This is a genomic window from Micromonospora sp. NPDC003241, from assembly GCF_053589795.1.
The window spans coordinates 1-17,719 of sequence record NZ_JBSFSO010000059.1; the positions used below are offsets into that span (position 1 = coordinate 1).

Annotated in this window: 16 protein-coding genes and 1 CRISPR repeat array (1 of these 17 cut by a window edge); of the genes, 15 read left to right on the forward strand and 1 reads right to left on the reverse strand. The window is 70.1% G+C overall.

Translation table 11 applies throughout. The features are described 5' to 3' along the window. Positions 1 to 1,087: 1,087 nt before the first annotated feature. Positions 1,088 to 1,534, reverse strand: a complete 447-nt coding sequence (locus ACWDVW_RS29515; RefSeq protein ID WP_449955353.1) for a hypothetical protein — start codon at positions 1,532 to 1,534, stop codon at positions 1,088 to 1,090. A gap of 554 nt (positions 1,535 to 2,088) precedes the next feature. On the opposite strand from ACWDVW_RS29515, the gene ACWDVW_RS29520 reads away from it, so the two are divergent. The 15 genes from ACWDVW_RS29520 to ACWDVW_RS29590 all read left to right on the forward strand — a co-directional run bounded on the left by ACWDVW_RS29520 (position 2,089) and on the right by ACWDVW_RS29590 (position 16,664). After that, positions 2,089 to 2,928 carry a MinD/ParA family ATP-binding protein gene (locus ACWDVW_RS29520; RefSeq protein WP_449955356.1) on the forward strand — a complete coding sequence of 280 codons (840 nt, stop codon included), beginning with the start codon at positions 2,089 to 2,091 and terminating at the stop codon, positions 2,926 to 2,928. Continuing rightward, positions 2,925 to 3,293 (forward strand): hypothetical protein, encoded by a 369-nt coding sequence (locus ACWDVW_RS29525; RefSeq protein WP_449955359.1) that lies wholly within the window; start codon positions 2,925 to 2,927, stop codon positions 3,291 to 3,293. Before ACWDVW_RS29520 ends, ACWDVW_RS29525 begins: the two co-directional genes overlap by 4 nt. A 15-nt stretch (positions 3,294 to 3,308) precedes the next feature. Next, a complete protein-coding gene (locus ACWDVW_RS29530) occupies positions 3,309 to 4,001 on the forward strand; it encodes a hypothetical protein (protein ID WP_449955362.1) in 693 nt (230 codons plus the stop codon). Continuing rightward, positions 3,998 to 5,914 (forward strand): hypothetical protein, encoded by a 1,917-nt coding sequence (locus ACWDVW_RS29535; protein ID WP_449955364.1) that lies wholly within the window; start codon positions 3,998 to 4,000, stop codon positions 5,912 to 5,914. Before ACWDVW_RS29530 ends, ACWDVW_RS29535 begins: the two co-directional genes overlap by 4 nt. A 17-nt stretch (positions 5,915 to 5,931) precedes the next feature. Next, complete coding sequence (locus ACWDVW_RS29540; protein WP_449955366.1) at positions 5,932 to 7,425, forward strand: SCO6880 family protein; 1,494 nt, start codon at positions 5,932 to 5,934, stop codon at positions 7,423 to 7,425. Beyond that, entirely contained in the window at positions 7,422 to 8,978 is a 1,557-nt protein-coding gene (locus ACWDVW_RS29545; RefSeq protein WP_449955368.1) for a hypothetical protein, read from the forward strand. The genes ACWDVW_RS29540 and ACWDVW_RS29545 overlap by 4 nt, the downstream gene beginning before the upstream one ends. Further along, positions 8,978 to 10,828 (forward strand): type IV secretory system conjugative DNA transfer family protein, encoded by a 1,851-nt coding sequence (locus ACWDVW_RS29550; protein WP_449955371.1) that lies wholly within the window; start codon positions 8,978 to 8,980, stop codon positions 10,826 to 10,828. Before ACWDVW_RS29545 ends, ACWDVW_RS29550 begins: the two co-directional genes overlap by 1 nt. After that, positions 10,828 to 11,433: a hypothetical protein gene (locus ACWDVW_RS29555; RefSeq protein WP_449955374.1), complete on the forward strand. Its 606-nt coding sequence runs from the start codon at positions 10,828 to 10,830 to the stop codon at positions 11,431 to 11,433. The genes ACWDVW_RS29550 and ACWDVW_RS29555 overlap by 1 nt, the downstream gene beginning before the upstream one ends. After that, positions 11,430 to 11,687, forward strand: coding sequence for a hypothetical protein (locus ACWDVW_RS29560; RefSeq protein WP_449955377.1), 258 nt, complete (start codon positions 11,430 to 11,432; stop codon positions 11,685 to 11,687). The genes ACWDVW_RS29555 and ACWDVW_RS29560 overlap by 4 nt, the downstream gene beginning before the upstream one ends. 107 nt (positions 11,688 to 11,794) lie before the next feature. After that, positions 11,795 to 11,917: a hypothetical protein gene (locus tag ACWDVW_RS29565; protein WP_449955380.1), complete on the forward strand. Its 123-nt coding sequence runs from the start codon at positions 11,795 to 11,797 to the stop codon at positions 11,915 to 11,917. Beyond that, a complete protein-coding gene (locus ACWDVW_RS29570) occupies positions 11,902 to 12,423 on the forward strand; it encodes a hypothetical protein (protein WP_449955383.1) in 522 nt (173 codons plus the stop codon). Before ACWDVW_RS29565 ends, ACWDVW_RS29570 begins: the two co-directional genes overlap by 16 nt. Continuing rightward, positions 12,423 to 13,496 carry a M23 family metallopeptidase gene (locus ACWDVW_RS29575; protein ID WP_449955386.1) on the forward strand — a complete coding sequence of 358 codons (1,074 nt, stop codon included), beginning with the start codon at positions 12,423 to 12,425 and terminating at the stop codon, positions 13,494 to 13,496. Before ACWDVW_RS29570 ends, ACWDVW_RS29575 begins: the two co-directional genes overlap by 1 nt. Positions 13,497 to 13,844: 348 nt before the next feature. After that, positions 13,845 to 14,228, forward strand: coding sequence for a MarR family winged helix-turn-helix transcriptional regulator (locus ACWDVW_RS29580; protein ID WP_449955388.1), 384 nt, complete (start codon positions 13,845 to 13,847; stop codon positions 14,226 to 14,228). Then, a complete protein-coding gene (locus ACWDVW_RS29585; protein WP_449955390.1) occupies positions 14,228 to 15,592 on the forward strand; it encodes an APC family permease in 1,365 nt (454 codons plus the stop codon). Before ACWDVW_RS29580 ends, ACWDVW_RS29585 begins: the two co-directional genes overlap by 1 nt. 103 nt (positions 15,593 to 15,695) lie before the next feature. After that, positions 15,696 to 16,664 carry a pyridoxal-dependent decarboxylase gene (locus tag ACWDVW_RS29590; protein ID WP_449955392.1) on the forward strand — a complete coding sequence of 323 codons (969 nt, stop codon included), beginning with the start codon at positions 15,696 to 15,698 and terminating at the stop codon, positions 16,662 to 16,664. A gap of 303 nt (positions 16,665 to 16,967) precedes the next feature. Next, positions 16,968 to 17,719: a CRISPR direct-repeat array (repeat unit 28 nt; unit sequence GGACCACCCCCGCGTGCGCGGGGAGCAG) (it continues 313 nt past the right edge of the window).

Here is a 17,719-nt window from a genome sequence, read left to right on the forward strand (position 1 = left end):
ACCTCCATCGGGATACCTCATCCCACGGATCTACCCCAGCCCCAAGCCGTCACACAGACCACATCGGACGAACCTGACCATTCAAGATCTGTAGCCGAGGAGAAGCGCATCCTGACTTGACCGGCTTGGGGCAAGGGACGAGGCTGTTTCTCGTCGAGGTGGCGTAAGCGCTATCTCGGCTGCCCAGTCGGATACCGCCCGGTGCTGGGATTGCGCACTTTTCGTAGTTTCAAGGGTATACGACGGTCGGATCCGGTTTCAGTCGGGGTGCACAGGGCGCCGATAGACGATAATGGTCACGATGCGCCACTGGCGGAGCCGGCCTCAAGGTTGTCTTCGGCGAAGCAGATCACGGCGCTCGTCCGCGTCCGAAGAGCGCTTCGGTGGCAGGTCTACGAGATCACTGAGGACCACTGGGTCGCCGGCGGCACCTACGGTTTCGGCTCCGCCTGAAACCTGACCTCGTGTTTCCCCGGTTGAACTTTGACCCCTTCCGGATGCAAAGGAACATTAACACCAGCGAGGGTGTTGTCGAAGTTCGCCCGGACAGAGGGGTCTTGAGCGGCGTTGACAGCCAGGCGCTTCGCGTCGCCGGTATGTTTAGACGCATGAGCACCTACCTGGTGCAATCGGCGTAGATGATCTTAGTGCTCCAGGTCAGGAAGTCTGCTCCCCGCGTACGCGGGGGTGATCCCCTGCGACCCCCGGATCCGTAGTCCGGTGCGCTCTGCTCCCCGCGTACGCGGGGGTGATCCGACGGCGTGTCTCGTCGGGACGGCGTTGACCCTCTGCTCCCCGCGCACGTACGCGGGTGAGCCCAAGCCCATGCTGGGTCCGATGACCGGCTTCCTGCGCACGCGGAGGTTATTCCTGCGCGTGCTGGCGTAGGCCGCGTGACGGTGTTCGGACGCTTACGTCGGCGGGGGAGGGCTCGCGTTGGCGCCTTCAGCGGCTAGCTCGCACAGAGCGTGTTGGTCGCACCGATGCGGGGCGAGGCGGGTTCATTGCTGGTCAGAGTGGCTACGGGGGAAGCTGATTTGACCAGCAATGGCAGAAGGTCCGTGCCGCCGTGGTTACTGGCAACGGGTCAGGGGTGTTCGGAGCCTGGGTTCGGTGGGTGTTGGGTCTGTCCCGAGCGGGCGGCTTCTTCGACGCGTAGGAGGTTGTCGATGATTTCGGCCAGTCCCGCGCGTGAGGCGGGGGAGAGTCGGGTTATGGAGCGGGTCATGACCCGTACGTCGCGGCTCTGTTCGCTGACGTCGTCTTGGTCGCCGAGGAGGTATCCGGCGGGTACGCCGAAGAACTTCGCGAGGGCCTGGAGGGTCTTGGCCTTCGGGTTGGGGTTTGGTGAGCGGAGAAGGCTCTTGATGCCTTCGGCGGTGATGCGGTCGCCTGCGGCGGTGAGGGCTTTGGCTACCTCGGTTTCGGTGTAGGGGCCTCGTCCTTCGGGCGCGTTGTTGAAGAGTTCGCGCAGCCTGGTGTGGAGCAGGTTGGGGCTGGCTGTCGCGGGTGGAGTGTCGTGTGGTGACGTCATGGCATCCCCCAAGTGCAACTACAGTTGGCTAGGTATCGATCTGTAGTTGACGCCTGTCGCTGAGTCGTGCTTAGCTCTCCGTGTTCCAGCAACTGCGGTTGCGAGTGACCGTAACTGCGGTTGGTTGGAGCGTAGCGGATCGGGCTGTCGCTATCCAGATGGGCGCTGATCTGCTGCGGCAGCGGTCGCCGGGCTGGGGTGCCGCTACCGCGAGGGCCTGCTTGTGATGCACGGCGAACAGGTCGTGACAGTGACGGGGGACTGACCGGGTCGACGGGATGTCGGCGCGGTGGGTGCTGTGCGACTCGCTTCGGGGAGGCGACATGCTGATCGCATCGGCTGGCGGGCCCGGCCGCCTCGCGGATCGGGGACTGCCGACAGCGGCGTTCCGGGTCCGCGAGGCGGGACATCCGCGACTGGCCGACTTTGCCCTTGTGCGGGCGCCGTCTGCCATCGAGGAGCGGCCGGTGCCGCTACCGACTCAAGGTGTCCGGTGGAAGGGGCACCGGTCGGAGGCGCCTCAGATTCCTCGTGAGTTCGGAACTGGTTCCACGGTGGAGTCCCTGTGGTTGCGTGCCGCCGGGCTGCGGCCGGGCTGTCCGCTGGTCAGTGTGTCGTCCGCTGATGGTGGGGTGGGGCGCTCGTCGTTGGCTGTCGCGCTGGGGGGTGTCCTGGCGTTGGCGGTTCCGGGTCCGGTGATCGGGGTCGACGCGAATCTGCGCGCCTGGGGTGGCTTGGAGCATCGGGTGGCCCGGCGTAGCGCGGCGACGGTCTGGGATGCCGTGTGTGCTGGTGATGCGCTGGCCAGGCCGCCGGTGGTGGAACGCCTGACGCAGCTCGGGCCCACGGGTCTGCGGGTGCTGGTGGGTGAGAGCGCGATGTCGACGCAGCGGCGTCCGCCGTCGTGGCCGGAGTTGTTCGGTGTCATCGGGCACCTGCGGTCGGTCTATTCGCTGGCGGTGCTCGATCTTGCGCCGGCGGCGGTGGCGCCGGTGTGGCGGGCGTTGGCGTGGGCCACGGTGCCGGTGGTGGTGAGTAGGGCGACGGTGGATTCGTTGCAGCACACGATGCGGCTGCTGGCCCACATGAAGGCGGTGGGTCTGCACGAGACCGTGGATCGGACGGTGGTGGTCGTGATGGCGACGGCGCCGTCGGTGGCACGTGAGGTGCGTGCGGTGCAGCAGTTGGCGGCGAAGGCGGCGGCGTACCTGGTGCGCGTGCCGTTCGACCCGGTGTTGGCCCGGCCGCAGGCGCTGGATCCCCGGTCGATGAGTAAGGCGACGCGGTCGGCGTTGGTCGAGGCAGCGGCGGCGGTCGTGGACCGCTGCCCCGTCGACCTCGCTGAGCAGGGCGCCACCGACGAGACGGCAACCGACGGGGGGAGCAAGCCGTGATCCTGCAATGGATGGCAGCGGTGCTGACGGTGCGGGCGCTGGCGGTGATGGGCGTTCTGGCTGCGCCGGACCCGACTCCCGCGCCGAGCGGTGGGGGATTCGACTTCGACCGTATCCGTCCCGATCCTGGCGCGGTTCCGCGTGCAGACCTGTTCTACACGCTGGTCAACGCGTCCCTGTTCCTTGGTGTGGTGGCTGCGGTAGCGGGTCTCGCCGCCGGTGCGATCGCGTTCGGGGTGGGGCCGATCTTCGGCGCGCACATCATCTCTGACCGGGGCAAGTCGATGATGTGGAAGGCCGGGCTCGTCGCGATTGTGATCGGTTCGGTCACGAGCATCATCAGCTTCCTTCTCCTCGAAATCTGACCGGGGGTGGCTGGTATGCGTGAGGTGCCGTTCAAGTCCACTGCTGCCCGTCGCGGGCGACGTCTGGTGCTGCCGATTGCGGCCGTGGCCGTGGTGGCGTTCGCCGTCGGATGGATCAGCGCACCCTCGGTCCCGCAGCAGTCACCGCCGCGGGGTGTGCGGGTCTCCGGCGGGGTGCCGGTCGGCTTTGCCGGTACGGCACGAGGTGGTGGTGACGCCGCTGCGGCGTACGTGGTGAGCCTGTCGGTGGCCGTCACTCAGTCGGATGCCGCCCGCCGGTCGGTGATCGGGAACGTGATGGCGGACGGTGTCTCGGGTGTGGAGTTGGTCGGCGAGGCGCCGACACCGGCGACCGGGGTGACCATCGTCCAGACGGTGGTCGCCCGTGTCTGGGTGCCGAACGAGGATCTGGACGCGGTCCTTCCGGACGGGGCTGAGGTGGATGTGCGCCTGCTGGTGTGCGCGCTCAGCGGCGCCGCGATCGGTGGAGGTGCCGTCGATCCGGCGGGCGGGTTGGCGGGCGGCTGGTATCTCCAGGAACTGCGGCTGCGGTGGGGCGGCGGCCGGTGGTGGATCGTAGCGGTGCAGCGGCCGGTGCCGGTACCGCCGCCGGACCTGCGCGGGACACAACGCGACGGCGGGCCTCGTGACATGCGTCCCTTGGCCGACGTGCTGAGCCCTCGGTCGTGGGTGCCGGGGACGGTGTGAGCATCATGCCGCGGCTCAGTCAGGTGCTCGTCGCGATCGTCCTTGTGGCCGGCGGCGTGGTCGTGCCGGATAGTGCCGCTGCGGCGCCGACTACTCAGCCCTCCTCGTCGCCGGAGTGGTGCCCGACTCCGTCGGTGGAGCGGCCTGTGGCAGGGGAGGAGGTGTTTCCCCAGGTCAATTGGTGCCTGCCGTGGGTGCGGTGGCAGGACGGGACCGGCTGGCTGACCGAGTGCAGCAAGGCGGTCAGCGCGGTCGATCAGGAGCACTGCGATGCGGTGTCGCTGACGGTGCAGTCTCCACCGCCGGACGGTGTGCTCTCGGTGCTCGATGACCGACTGCCACCGGACGGCGGCCGGCCGGTGCGGTGCGAACGGTTCGCAGACCGTGCCGGTGAGGATCCGGCGAATGCCGGCCGGTGGTCGGCGAAGCAGTCCCGCTGTGAGGTGCTGCGTGAGGTGATCGCTGCCTCGTCGTCGCTACGCGCCAGCGTCTGCTCGACGTTCGATGTGGCGTGTCAGGTGGCTGAGCAGGCGAGGGATGTCGCGCGGACGGGGTTTGAGGGCTTGGCCGACATCGCGGTGGCGGGTTTCGCGTGGGCGTTGGGCAAGCTCGCGACGCTGGTGTTCGAGGAGACCAGCGTGGTGGCCGACGAGCCGTTCTACGGCGTCTACAACGACGTCTCCGGCGTGTTGATCATCGTTGTGCTGCTGTTCTTCGTGTTCTCGACCGCCATCAACGGGCTGAGGCTCAACGGTCCTGGGCCGTTGTCGTCGCTGGGGGGCCTGGTGCGCGCGATGTTCGGGATCGCGTTCGCCGGTGGGATCGCGTTTCTGCTGATGGCGGCGTGGGATGAGGCCACGGTGGCGTTGATTCGCCGTAACGAGGAGCGCGACTGGCAGCCGAGCATGTGGGTGGAGGCACTTAACGTCCTTACCGGGGACACCGGGACGGTGCTGTTCGCGTTTCTGGTGTCGATCGTGGGTGTGGTCGGCCTGGTGCTGGTGTTCCTCATGCTGCTGTTCCGGTCGCTGCTGGCCGCTGGCGCGGCCGTGGTCGGGGCGATGGCGATGACCGGTCAGGTGATGCAGGAGACCCGGGGCTGGGGACGGAAGTGGTTCTGGACCTGCAACGCGCTGGCGTCGTCGAAGTTCTTCATCGCCGCGTTCTGGATCTACGGCACCCGCTCCGCGTACGAGGCTGATCACGTCGTCAACGCGCTGCGGGGGCTGTTCATCATCGTGTTGATGGTGATTGCGCCGTGGATTCTGCTGCGGCTGATGAGCATGTGGGACGGCTATCTCGCTGACATCGACGCCCGAGGGTTCGCGATGTCCGCCGCCACTGCGGTGGGGCTTGACGCTGCCGCGCAGAAGCTGACCAACCCTGCCGGTGGTGGAGACGACGCGGCGACGGTGATGCGTGGCAACGCCGACAGCATCCCCACGATGCCGGGCGGCCAGGGGACAGGACACGGCGCTGCCCGTTCCGAGGCGGTGCAGGCGCTGGATGGGCAGGACGCCAAGGCCGGCGTCGGTGACACCGCGAAGGACCCGCAGGACCCGCACAACCCGGGCGGTGGTGAGAGTGGCGGGGAGAACGCGCAGGAAGCCGACGGCGTCGAGCGCGACTCCCGTACCGCACAGGGCGATGTCGCGCGGGGGCAGCTCACCGTGCCTGGTGATGTGACCGGTCAGCAGGGTGCCCTGCCCGTGGTGCCCGGCGGTGGCGATGGCGGGCAGACCGGATCGCCGCGCAGCGGCGCACCTTCCGGCGCTTCGTCCACCGGAGCAGGGCAGGACAGTCCCGGCCCGGTACCGGCCGGGGGGTCGGCGCCTGCTGGTCCTGCGGTGGGCGGCGGAGCGGCTGGTGGGGCGGCGGCTGGTGCGGCGGAGATTCCGATCGTGCCGCTTTAGGCGAGAGGACACGGGGGATGCAGTTCCACTTTCCGCCGCGCTCGACGCGCGGCTCGGTGCTCGGGTTCACGTGGGGTCAGATCGGCACCGTCGTCGCCGGGGTGATCAGTCTCGTGGTGGCGGCGCACCTGTATGCCGCCGGCCGTGCGGGTGCTGCTGTCGGGATGCTGCTGGTGGCAGTTCTGCTGGTCACGCTCGGGCTGTTGCGGCTGCGGGGGCGGCGGGTCACGGAGTGGCTGCCGATCATCGTCGGTGCGACGGTGCAGCGGTCTGCCCGGCAGGACCGCTACCGGGGTGGTCCGTTCGCTGACAGCCCGGGTGCGCATCACTTGCATCTGCCTGGTCCGGCTGCGGGGTATCGGTGGCTGCCCGCGGTCGCTGTCGATGGGCTGACCGAGATCGGACTGCTGCACCACCGGCGGGAACGCACGGTCACGGCGGCTCTGTCGTGTGCGGGCAGCAACCTGGTGTTGGCGGACACGTCGGTGCAGCAGCAGCGGTTGACCGGATGGGCTGATGTGCTCAACCTGCTCGGCACGGAGTACGCCGACGCCGGTCTGGTCCGCTGGTCGCTGATGGCGCGGGCGGTGCCGGACACCGCCACGTCGGCGCAGCGGTACCTCGCGCAGCAGGCCGTAGCAGTGGACACGTCGGCGTACCGGTCGTTGGCGGAGCTGACCGCCGCTGCGGCGCCGTCCACCCAGCGGCACGAGGTGTACCTGGTGGTGGTCTTCGACGTCCGCAAACTGTCGGCAGAGATCAGCGATGCCGGGGGCAGTGATGCCGCCGTCGCCACGGTGGTGCTGGACAAGCTCGTCGGGATCGAGGCGGCGGTGCGCGAGGCGGGCATCGACACGGCCGGTTGGTTGAGCCCACGGGCGTACACGTCGGTCCTGCGGACCCAGGTCGATCCGCAGGACGATCCATTCGTCGACATGCGCGCCGGGCCGGAGCCGGTGCTTGCTCCGCACACGGCGGGTCCGGTGGCCGCCGAGACGGTGGGCTGGTCGGTCTATCGGCACGACTCCGGGGTGTCGCAGACGCTGTGGGTGTATGACATGCCCCGGCAACCCGTTTCGACGACCTGGATGACGGCGCTGGTCACGCGTACGGCTGGCCGGCGCACGGTGACGCTTGTCGCCGAGCCGGTGCCGGCGCAGCTCGCCGCGCTGGCGACGCGCCGGGACAAGGTGGCCCGTGCCGGGGACGCGCTGACGAAGCAGCGGATGCGGCTGGTGCGGACCGCCCGTGAGGATGAGGAAGCTCGTGCGGTCGAGCAGATCGACCGGGAACAGGCGGCCGGGCACGTGCGCTACCGGTACGCGATCCTCGTGACCGTCACCGCCAGCGGTGAGGAGCAGCTGCGCCACGACGTGCGGACGATCCGGCGGGTGCTGGGGCGTACGGGCTGCCAGGCGGTCGTGCTCTACGGCGAACAGGACCAGGGCTTCGTGGCAGGGGCGTTGCCGCTGGCGCGTGGGCTCAAACCCTTGCGGGGGTGGTTCGCGTGAGCCGGGTGCGGCGGGAAGGGGCGTGGCCGCAGCGCGTGGCCGAGGCTGCTGATCGGCGGGATCTGGCGGCGGCGCAGGCCACCTTGACGCGGGAGCAGCGGCACCTGGCGCGGCTGTCGGATCGGCTGCTCGGCCCACCCGTCGTTGACCGGCGGGGCGCGTTCGGTCGGGCGGCGGGGCGGGTGTACTGGCGGATGGCGCTGCCGCCGCTGGTCACGACCAGCGCGCAGTTGTGCTCGGTGTATCCGTTCGTTGCGGACCCGGGGTTGGGCGTCGACGGTCCGCTGATCGGGCAGGAGGTGTACTCCCGCTCCGCGTTCGTGTTCTCCATCCACGAGCTGTACCGGGCGGGGGTGCTGAGCGCTCCGAACGCCGTGGTGACGGGGGAGATCGGCAGCGGGAAGTCGTCACTGCTCAAGACCATCGCGTTTCGGGGTGTCGTCTTCGGCACGCGCTACTACATCACCGACGTCAAGGGCGAGTACGACGGTCTGGCCGCCGCCACCGGTATCCGCCCGATCCGGGTCGGCCCGGGCACGGGGGTGGTGATGAACCCGCTGGCCGGGATCCGGCGTCTGCCCGGGCAGAGCGAGGCGCAGTGGTTGCAGGTGCAGCGGACCCGTCGGCTGCTGCTCCTGGAAGGGCTGCTGGAGATTCAGCTGGGTGGGCCGCTGAGTGAGGCGGAACGCTCCCTGGTCGAGTACGCCCTCGACGCGGTGACCCGCAACGGCGACGGCACCAGCCCCGACCGGATGGCCGTGCCGAACCTGTCGCGGGTGCTGACCGCGATGGGCGACCCCGGCCTGTGGGCGTATCGGCTGGCCGCTGTGCACTACCCGGTCGAGCAGTTCATCGTGGACAGCCGCCGGGTGCGGCTGGCGTTGGAGCGGTTGATCACTGGCGCGCTCGGGGGGATCTTCGACGCGCCGGACGCGCCGGGCCTGTCGGTGGACTTCGACCAGCCGGGCGCGATCCTCGACCTGCGGGCGGTGCGGACGTCGGACGCGATGACGGCGATGGCGATGACCTGCGCCCAGTCGTGGCTGGAGGCGGAGCTGACGCGCCCGGACGCGCCGCCGCGAGTGTGCCTGTACGACGAGTTCGCCCTGATCGCCCGGCATCTGGGGCTGATCCGACGGATGCGGGAGCAGCTGAAACTGGCCCGCGCGCTCGGCACGGCGAACATTCTGGCGTTTCACCGTTTCACGGACCTTGCCGCCAGCGGCAGCGCCGATTCCGAGCAGGTCCGCATTGCGCGGGGGCTGATCGAGGACACCGGTGTGCGGGTGTCCTACCGGCAGGCCGCCGGATCGCTGGAGGCGGCCCGAGAGTTCCTGGGCACCACTGATGTCGAAACCGATCTGCTGTCGCACCTGCGGCGCGGTATCGGCCTGTGGAAGATCGGGCTGCGGTCCTACGTCGTCAAACACCAGATCTCCACCATCGAGCGGGACATGGTGGACACCGACGCCCGGATGCGCCAGACGCCGCCGTTCATGGACCAGGCCGCGTCGCCGGTAGAGCCGGTCGCTGCCGGGGTGGAGGTGCGGTGATGGTCCGGTCGATCATGTCCCCGGGGCATCGCCTGCCCCGACGCGGCATTGCCCGCGCCGACATCACCGCCCGGCTGACGTTGCTCGGCCTGGCCGGGCTGCTGGTGGTGCTGTACACGGGCACACTGTGGCTCGCGGGGCAGGTCGGTGGGCTGATCGTGCACCGGCAGTGGCCCGACAGCGGTCCCGGCGACGCGCCACGCATCGCCCTGCGACTGGTGACGAACCTGGGCGACCCGGCGGCGGCGTGGCCGCAGGCTGCGCGCGACGTCCTGCCGCCGACCCCGGTGCTGTACGGGCTGTGGCTGATGCTGATGTGCGGTGCCCTCGCCGGCATCGGTGTGCCCGCGCTGCGGATCGCCCGTCGCCGGGTACATCGGCGAGGCTTCGCCGGCCGCCGGGACCTGGACCAGGTAGTGACCGCCGGGGCGGTGCTGCGGCGGGTCGACGTGCTGCGGCCGGGCCTGACCATCCTGCCCATCGACAGCCCGCAGACGGTGGCGGCCAAGAAGAGGCGCCGGGCCGATCCGCTGGAAGTGGGGCGGTTCCTCGGCCGGCACGCGCTCACCGACGAACCGCTGTACCTGGCCAACGAGTACACCGAACTGCTCGCCGGGGCGGCCCGGTTCGCCAACAAGACGTCCCGGTACATGATCCCGCGTGTCGCGGACGCCCGCGGCGCGGTCATCTCCACCTCGACCCGGCTGGACGTCGCCGCCGTCACCTACGACCTGCGCGCCGAGGTCGGCCCCACCTGGATCTTCGAGCCGCAGGGACAGGTGCCCGGCGTACCGCGGCTGCGGTGGTCACCGATCGAGGGCGCCGACGACCAGGACGTCGCCGCCCTGCGGGCCAAGGGCTTCGCCGCCGGTGCCGGCCTCAAGGGCAACGTCGAGAACGGGCAGTATTTCCAGGACCAGGCGGCGTCGATCATCCGCGGGCTGCTTCATGCCGCCGCTCTCGACGAGCGCGCGACGATGATCGACGTCGCGAGCTGGGCGGCGAATCCGGTCGATCCGCGTCCGGAGCGGATCCTGCGCCACCACGGGCAGACGGTGTGGGCCGACCGGCTCGCCTTCCACCGCGAATCGACCGGGCGTAGCCGCGACGCCATCCAGTCCGTGGTGTTCGGCGCACTCGACCCGTTCAGCAACCCGCGGATCCTGCACGCCTGCTCCCCACCGCGCGGCCAGCAGTTCCAGGCGGAGCAGTGGCTCGCGGAGGCCGGCACCCTCTACCTCGTCGGCACCCGCAGCGGTCAGTCGCTGATCGCGCCGCTGTTCGCGGCCATCGCCGAAGACATCATCTACCGCGCCCTGCAGACGTCGTTCACCGCGCCCGGCGGCCGGATCGAGCCGTGCCTGTACCTGGTGGGAGACGAGATCACCAACATCGCGCCGCTGCCGTCGCTGCCCGCGTTGGCGTCGGAAGGCGGCGGCTCGGGGATTGCGGTGTCGATCGCCTGCCAGAACACCCACCAGTTGGAGGAGCGGTGGGGACGCGACGGTGGTCAGGCGCTGCGCGACGGCGCGAACGCCCGGTTCGTCATGGGCGGCACCCAGGACGTGTCCGCCCTTAAGGACGCCCAGTCGCTGCTGGGGCAGGTGCAGGAGCTGACCTCGGCGGCGAGTTGGGGTGGTGGCCGGGCCAGCGTGCAGGAGAACACCCGCAGGGAGAACCTGATCGACCTCGCCGAACTCCGCACGCTGCCCGCCGGGCACGCGCTGGTGCTGCTGGGCAACATGCCGCCCGTCGAGGTCGTGCAGCCCGCCTGGTGGCAGCGCCCGGACGCCGACCGCTTCCACACCGCTCAGGCTGCCTTCACCGCCCGCCTGGAAAGGGCCAGCTGATGTCGCACCGTACCTTCGACTTCGCGTTGCCCGATGACGCGTCCGCGCAGCAGCGTGCCACCGTCGAGCTGGCCGAACTCATCGACTCCCTGCGCGGTTCCGTGGAACACCTCGCGGAGGCCCACACCGCGCTCGTCGACCGCGTCGACGCCCTCGACACGACGACCGGCTGGATACCGGCACGGCACTGCTGGCGGGAGCTCGACTCCGACGCCGCCACCGAGCTGTGGGCGTGGCTGATCACCTGGACGGGATGGTTGGTCGACCGGTACGGCCTGGCCCAGGACCTCGGCCCGTGCTGGCCGGCACACCCGGCACTCGTGGAGGAGCTGACCGCCGTCTGCGTGGCCTGGCACCACGCCTACTCCCGCAAGGCGGATCCCGACGCCCCGCTGCGGTGGCACGAGGCACTACACCGTGCCCGGCAGCGGTGGCAGCAGTGGGACTACACCCGCTGCCGTCACGGCCAACACAGCCCAGCCAACCCGGAGACCGTCTGGGCGGACTCCTACCCGAACACGACCGCCGACCGGGCGGTCAGCGACGACATCACCGCACGGTCGGCCACCAGCGAGCCGGCCCCGGCAACCGGGGGCACCCGATGACCCACCCCGCCGAGATCACCAACGTGTGGGACTGGCAGCGATTCGAGACCGCGATCACCGGACTACGCGACGGGATCACCCGCCTCGACGCCTACATCGCCGGCATCCACGACACCCGCAACGACTGGCGCGACGAGACGAAGGAGAGGCAGCAATGGACGGATATCGACGAGATGGCGCGGCGGGAGACGGAACTCGACTGGGCCAGCGACGGCCACCTCGACGGCCGGTACCACCGCGCCGTGGACGACTGACCGCACGCTCCCTCGACGTCGCCCGACGGGTCGGCGACAGCCTGGAGCAGCTGCGCCATGACATCGACGCTCTCATCGACAGCACCGCGCGTCGCCCCGGCGTCGATGTGCGAGGCGAGCTGGTCGACGTGCACCACCATCTACGGCTGCTGGGTCAGCACCTCAACACCGCCCTGGCCGCCACCGCACCGCCGGCGTTATCGCGGGAGCTGCCGTGGACCAGCGAATGACACCGCACTGGGCGATCACGATGGTGTTCAGCCTGCTCCTTGCCGGCTGCGGCGCACCCACCACTGTGACCCCGTCGCGCGAGGGTCCGCCCCGCTCTACTGCGACTCCGCACAGCGGCGGAGCACGTCAGGAGGCGACGACGCTGCCAGTCGATCCCGACGGGGTCGGACCCACCGCGACGGCACGTCAGGACCGGGCGGCGGTGGATGCCGCGACGCGGTTCGTGCGGGCGTGGGCACGACCACACCTGCCGGCCACGCGATGGCTGGCGGACCTGCGGCCCCTCGCCGTCGCGGCATACGCGGATCTGCTCGCCACCGTCGACCCCGCCAACGTTCCCGCCCGCCACGTCACCGGGTCGGCCCGCGTCGCCATGGCGATCGACGGTCGGGTCGACGTCGACGTGCCCACCGACGCCGGCCTGCTGCGCGTGTCGGTGCTGCGCGAGGGAACCCGATGGCTGGTCGCCACGATCACACCCCCACCCGCTCAGGGCGGGACGTGATGAGTAGCAGGCGGATGGGACTCGGGCTCGCGGTCGGTGCCGCGCTGCTGCTGTGTGGACTGCCGGTCGCGGTCGTGGTGACCGCTACCCCAGCCGGCGGGGCGTGCCTGCCGCCGGACGGTCCCACCGTGTCCCCCAGCGGTGCCGCATCGGTGGGGCGGTGGGACGCCGAGCAGGTCGGCAACGCCGCGATCATCGTCGCGGTAGGTCGAGACCGACGGATGGCCCCGCGTGGCTGGGTCATCGCGGTGGCCACCGCGATGGTCGAATCGAGCCTGCGGAACCTTCCCGGCGGCGACCGGGACAGCCTCGGGCTGTTTCAGCAGCGGCCCAGCCAAGGGTGGGGCACCCCGGCGCAGATCCTCGACCCGGTATACGCGTCCACGAAGTTCTACGACAAGCTGGAACGGATCGACGGCTGGCAGCATCTGCCGTTGACCGTCGCCGCGCAGCGGGTCCAGGTATCTGCCTTCCCGGACCGGTACGGCGAGTTCGAACACGACGCCGAGCAGGTCGTCGCCGCCGTTGCCGGAGTCGCCGCGATCACCGACCTGCCCGGCGCCAGCCTGACCATCTGCGCCGACACCGCCACGGTCGCCGCGTCCGGGTGGACGACCCCGTTGCAGGCCGTGGTCGGCAGTCCCTACGGGCCGCGAGGCGGACGCCTGCACGCGGGTGTGGACATGGCCGCACCCCGCAACACCGTCGTTCGTGCCGCCGCATCCGGCACCGTCGTCTGGGCGGGCTGCGACCCCAGCACCGGCAACTGCGACCTCGACGGCAGCCCCCGCGCGCGAGGCTGCGGCTGGTACGTCGACCTCATCCACGCCGACGGCTACGGCACCCGCTACTGCCACCTTATTCGACGCCCCGTCGTCAAGGAAGGCGACACGGTGCAGGCGGGCCAGCCCATCGGCGAGGTCGGCAGCAGCGGCCGGTCGTCCGGCCCGCACCTGCATTTCCAGACCCATCAGGGCGTCTGCACCGGGTCACGGTGCGACCTCAACAACGGCAACTCCGTCGACCCGGAGCCGTTCATGAGCGCCCGAGGCGCGCCCCTGGAAGGCAGGTGACGTCACCACAGCAGACCAGTGCTGACCGCGACCACTCTCACGGGGGAGAGACATGGACAAGCACGACCACGCCACAGCACGCCGACGTGGCCGGCACAGCCAGGCCGAGCCGACACCGGAACCGCGTCGCCAGGACGCCAGGCAGGCGGGCCAACGCCGCAACCGCCGCCCCATCCGCAGGCCGAGGTGGATCCGATGAACGCCGCCATGCAGCGGCGGCCACGGCAGATCACCGGCATCTACCGCCCACCCGTCACCACCAGAACACCGCCACCACCGCCGAGACCAGGGCCAGTAGCGCAGCTGGTTCGCACCGCCAACACCGTCCGTGCTCACCTCGAACGCACCGTGCTGCGCGACGACGGCATGACCTGGACCACGTACGACGTCCTCGTCCTCATCTGCGCTCGCCGCGTGATCGACACCCGCACCACCGCAGTCGAGGTCGGCATTGCCAAGGCCACCCTCACCAACACCGTCGGACACCTCGTCGACCGCGGCCTCGTCCGCCGCAACCTCCACGAACACGACCGCCGCCGCGTCGTGCTGCGCCCCACCCCCGACGGAATCGACCTGGCCCGCCGCATTCAGGGCCGCGTCGACGCCGAGCAAGCCCGCCTCCTCACCGCCGCCGGCATCACCTCCGCCGACGGCCTGGCGCGGGCGCTACGGCAACTCGCCACCACGTCGAGATCCCACACTGCGCCCGACGAGCAAACGGAAGCCCGATGATGAGCGGCCAGATCGGCGTGGCCCGCGGCACCGCTCTCTACGTCGGCGCGGTCCTCGGACCCGGAGTACTCGTGCTGCCCGCGCTGGCCGCCGACGCCGCAGGACCCGCATCCGTCCTGGCATGGGCAATCCTGATCGCCGTGTCCGTGCCGGTCGCTGCGGCGTTCGCCGCGCTCGGCATGCGCTACCCCCACGCAGGGGGAGTCGCCACCTTCACCCGCCACGCGTTCGGACCAACGGCCGGCACCATCGTCGGCTGGTGGTTCTACGCCGCCGTACCCATCGGCATGGTGGCCGGCACCCTTGTCGGCGGACGGTACGTCACGACGGCGCTCGGACTCGACCCCACCTGGTCCGGCGGGATCGCCGTCACGCTGCTCATCGCGGCGTTCACGCTCAACCTGCTCGGCCTACACCTGTCCGGACGCATCCACCTGGCCCTGACCGCCGGACTCGCCACCCTGCTGACCGCAGTGATCGCCGCATCGCTTCCCAGAACGTCGATGGACAACTTCACACCGTTCGCTCCACACGGGCTCTCCGGTGTCGGCAGCGCCGCCGTAGTGCTGTTCGTCGCCGTGTGCGGGTGGGAAGCCGCCGTCAACCTCGCGCCAGCCTTCACCCGGCCCCGACGTCAGCTCCCGATCGTCGCCGCCATCAGCCTGGGCATCATCGCGCTGCTCTACATCGGCTTGGCGGTCACCACGATCGGAGTGCTCGGCCCTGCGGCGGCGGACACTGGTGTGCCGTTGATCCGGCTGATCGACGGTACGAGCGGTGCCGGAGCGGCCGTGGCCACTGCCGTGAGCGCGCTACTGCTCACCTTCGGGGCAACGTTCACGTTCATCGCCGCTGCCGCCCGCAGCGGCGCGGCCCTGGCCCGCAACGGAGCTCTTCCCAGATGGCTGGCCGCCACCAGCCCGGCGGAAGTGCCGCGCCGTAGCCTCGCCGTGCAGGCCGCCGCCGCAGCGACGATCGCTGTGGTGGCCAGCATCGTGCCCCTCGACGTCGACCTGCTGATGCGGACGTTCGCGGTCCTGATGGCATCGGTCAGCGTGCTCGGCCTCGCGGCCGCCATCCGGCTGCTGACGTCAGCGGTTATCCGCGCGGGCGCGGCCATCGCCATCGTGGTGGTCGGCGCCGTGGCAGCGCACGGCGGCCGGCTGCTGCTCGTACCGGCCGTCCTCGTGGCAGTTGTCGCGGCATGGCGGCACCGATCACCCGAACAGCGGACAACGTTGAGTCTGCCGGCCGCTCGTGGACGAACGGCCCGTGAAGGGGCCACTGGGACTTCCGAAGCGCATCCGGCCGCAGCGTCGACCGCCGTCCCGACCATTCTCACCCGCACCTCAGCACGGCAGTGACAACCGATGGCCGCAGTGCACTCCGCACCCGGGAGCGCCGCTCAATCGGGACAACCCGCCTGGCCCGACTTGGACGGAGCCTCCCCCAGACAAGGAGAAACCCATGGCTCGAACCGTACTCAACTGCCCCGACTACACCCCTCGTCTTGGTGCCCTGCTGCGCCGACTTGGCGGCAGCGCCAGCACCAACCTGCGCTTCCCGGTCGCTGTGGACCTCGACTACCGCACATTCAGCCCCACTCTCGGGCACCTGCTCAACAATGCCGCTAGCGACCCCACGCATCCCCATCACAGCAGACCGTTCGAACGTCAGGTGCTGGCCTTCTTCGCCGACCTGTTTCGGGCACCTCAACCGTGGACGGGCTACGTGACCAGCGGCGGCAGCGAAAGCAACCTGTGGGCGTTGTGCCTTGCCCGCAGCCGCTACCCCGATGGCGTTGTCTTTCACTCCACCGCCGCTCACTACAGCGTCCCAGGAGCTGCCCGCCTGCTCGGCATGCCCACCGTCGTCGTCAGCACCCAGCGGAACGGGGAGATCGACTACGACGAACTCGCAAGCTGCGCTGACCTGCATCGTCGTCGACCGATTATCGTTGTCGCCAACGTCGGCACCACCATGACTGGAGCCGTCGACGACGTTACCTACATCGGAGACCTCTTGGCCGATATCGGTGTGCGTGACCGGCATATCCACAGTGACGCAGCCCTGTCCGGCATCCCCCTGGCCATCAGCGAGGACCCTCCGGGCTTCGGCCTTGCCGACGGGGCCGACAGCATCTGCATCAGCGGCCACAAGTTCCTCGCAACACCTGTGCCGTGCAGCGTAGTGATCGCCAGCCAACACGACACCGACAACCGCAGCGAAGTCGTCGCCTACACCGGCAGCCCCGACACCATCATGACCGCCTCGCGCAACGGCCTCGCCGCCCTGATGCTGTGGGTCGTCCTTGAAGAACTAGCTAGGCCCTACGGGCCCTGCGTGCGCGCACGCAGTCGGGACGCGAAGTGGCGCAGGACGCCCACCAACGCTTGCTGGAGATCGGCTGGCCGAGCTGACGCAATCCCACGCTGACCGTTGTCCTGCGTACGCCGTCTCCGGCGATTCTGGCGCGATGGCCAATGCGGACGCTGGACGGACTCAGCCACTTCATCTGGATGCCGGGTGTGACTCTTCGTCAGGTTGACCAGTTCACGGCGGACCTAGCCGGTAGCCCAGGCGGCCACCCGGCCTGCGCCGAGCAGCTAGCCATGGAGGCGCGGATGAAGCGACTTGGCAGGGTATGACCCCGTTCAGTCGCAGAAACTCCGTCCGAAACCTCAGCGGTCCCCGTACGCGAGGAACAGTTCGGGGCGGCCGCGAAGGAATAGGCCTGCAGGATCACCCCTGCCTGCGCAGGGAGCAGGTCGACATGTTCCGGCACCCTGGGCGTCACAGGGATCACCCCCGCGTGCGCGGGGAGCGGATCGTCGACCGCACCAGCCGATGGGGCAACCCGGGACCACCTCCGCGTGCGCGGGGAGCAGGTGTAGCGCGCCGATTCCGGCAGCAAGCCGTCGGGACCACCCCCGCGTGCGCGGGGAGCAGGAGCCGATCCCCCACTACAACCGGGGACGCACGGGACCACCCCCGCGTGCGCGGGGAGCAGGCGTGATCGACCACGCTGCGGACGTCCTCCTGAGGACCACCCCCGCGTGCGCGGGGAGCAGAACCCGAACTCGCCCACGCACTGGGTACGGACCGGGACCACCCCCGCGTGCGCGGGGAGCAGGCAGCGCGAACCAGCTTCGACTCCCGGCCCGACGGACCACCCCCGCGTGCGCGGGGAGCAGAAGGTCGCGGCGGCGTTGGTGCGGGAGCGCGGGGGACCACCCCCGCGTGCGCGGGGAGCAGGCCGTATGGTCGGGTGCGGCCGATCAGTCGACGGGACCACCCCCGCGTGCGCGGGGAGAAGCCGTGCTGGAGGGTCTTAGAGGTGCTGCGCTGAGGACCACCCCCGCGTGCGCGGGGAGAAGTTGACGGGGGTTATGCCGTAGCCGCTGGTCGCGGGACCACCCCCGCGTGCGCGGGGAGAAGGGGGGCGCCCCGGTCGTCGCACCCGCGTCCCGGGGACCACCCCCGCGTGCGCG

Bases quoted from the DNA above. Each gene is read 5' to 3' on its own strand.
- ACWDVW_RS29540 (WP_449955366.1), top strand. From the start codon at position 5,932: ATGCAGTTCCACTTTCCGCCGCGCTCGACGCGCGGCTCGGTGCTCGGG.
- ACWDVW_RS29575 (WP_449955386.1), top strand. From the start codon at position 12,423: ATGAGTAGCAGGCGGATGGGACTCGGGCTCGCGGTCGGTGCCGCGCTG.
- ACWDVW_RS29560 (WP_449955377.1), top strand. From the start codon at position 11,430: ATGACCCACCCCGCCGAGATCACCAACGTGTGGGACTGGCAGCGATTC.
- ACWDVW_RS29590 (WP_449955392.1), top strand. From the start codon at position 15,696: ATGGCTCGAACCGTACTCAACTGCCCCGACTACACCCCTCGTCTTGGT.
- ACWDVW_RS29555 (WP_449955374.1), top strand. From the start codon at position 10,828: ATGTCGCACCGTACCTTCGACTTCGCGTTGCCCGATGACGCGTCCGCG.
- ACWDVW_RS29515 (WP_449955353.1), bottom strand. From the start codon at position 1,534: ATGACGTCACCACACGACACTCCACCCGCGACAGCCAGCCCCAACCTG.
- ACWDVW_RS29550 (WP_449955371.1), top strand. From the start codon at position 8,978: ATGGTCCGGTCGATCATGTCCCCGGGGCATCGCCTGCCCCGACGCGGC.
- ACWDVW_RS29585 (WP_449955390.1), top strand. From the start codon at position 14,228: ATGAGCGGCCAGATCGGCGTGGCCCGCGGCACCGCTCTCTACGTCGGC.
- ACWDVW_RS29530 (WP_449955362.1), top strand. From the start codon at position 3,309: ATGCGTGAGGTGCCGTTCAAGTCCACTGCTGCCCGTCGCGGGCGACGT.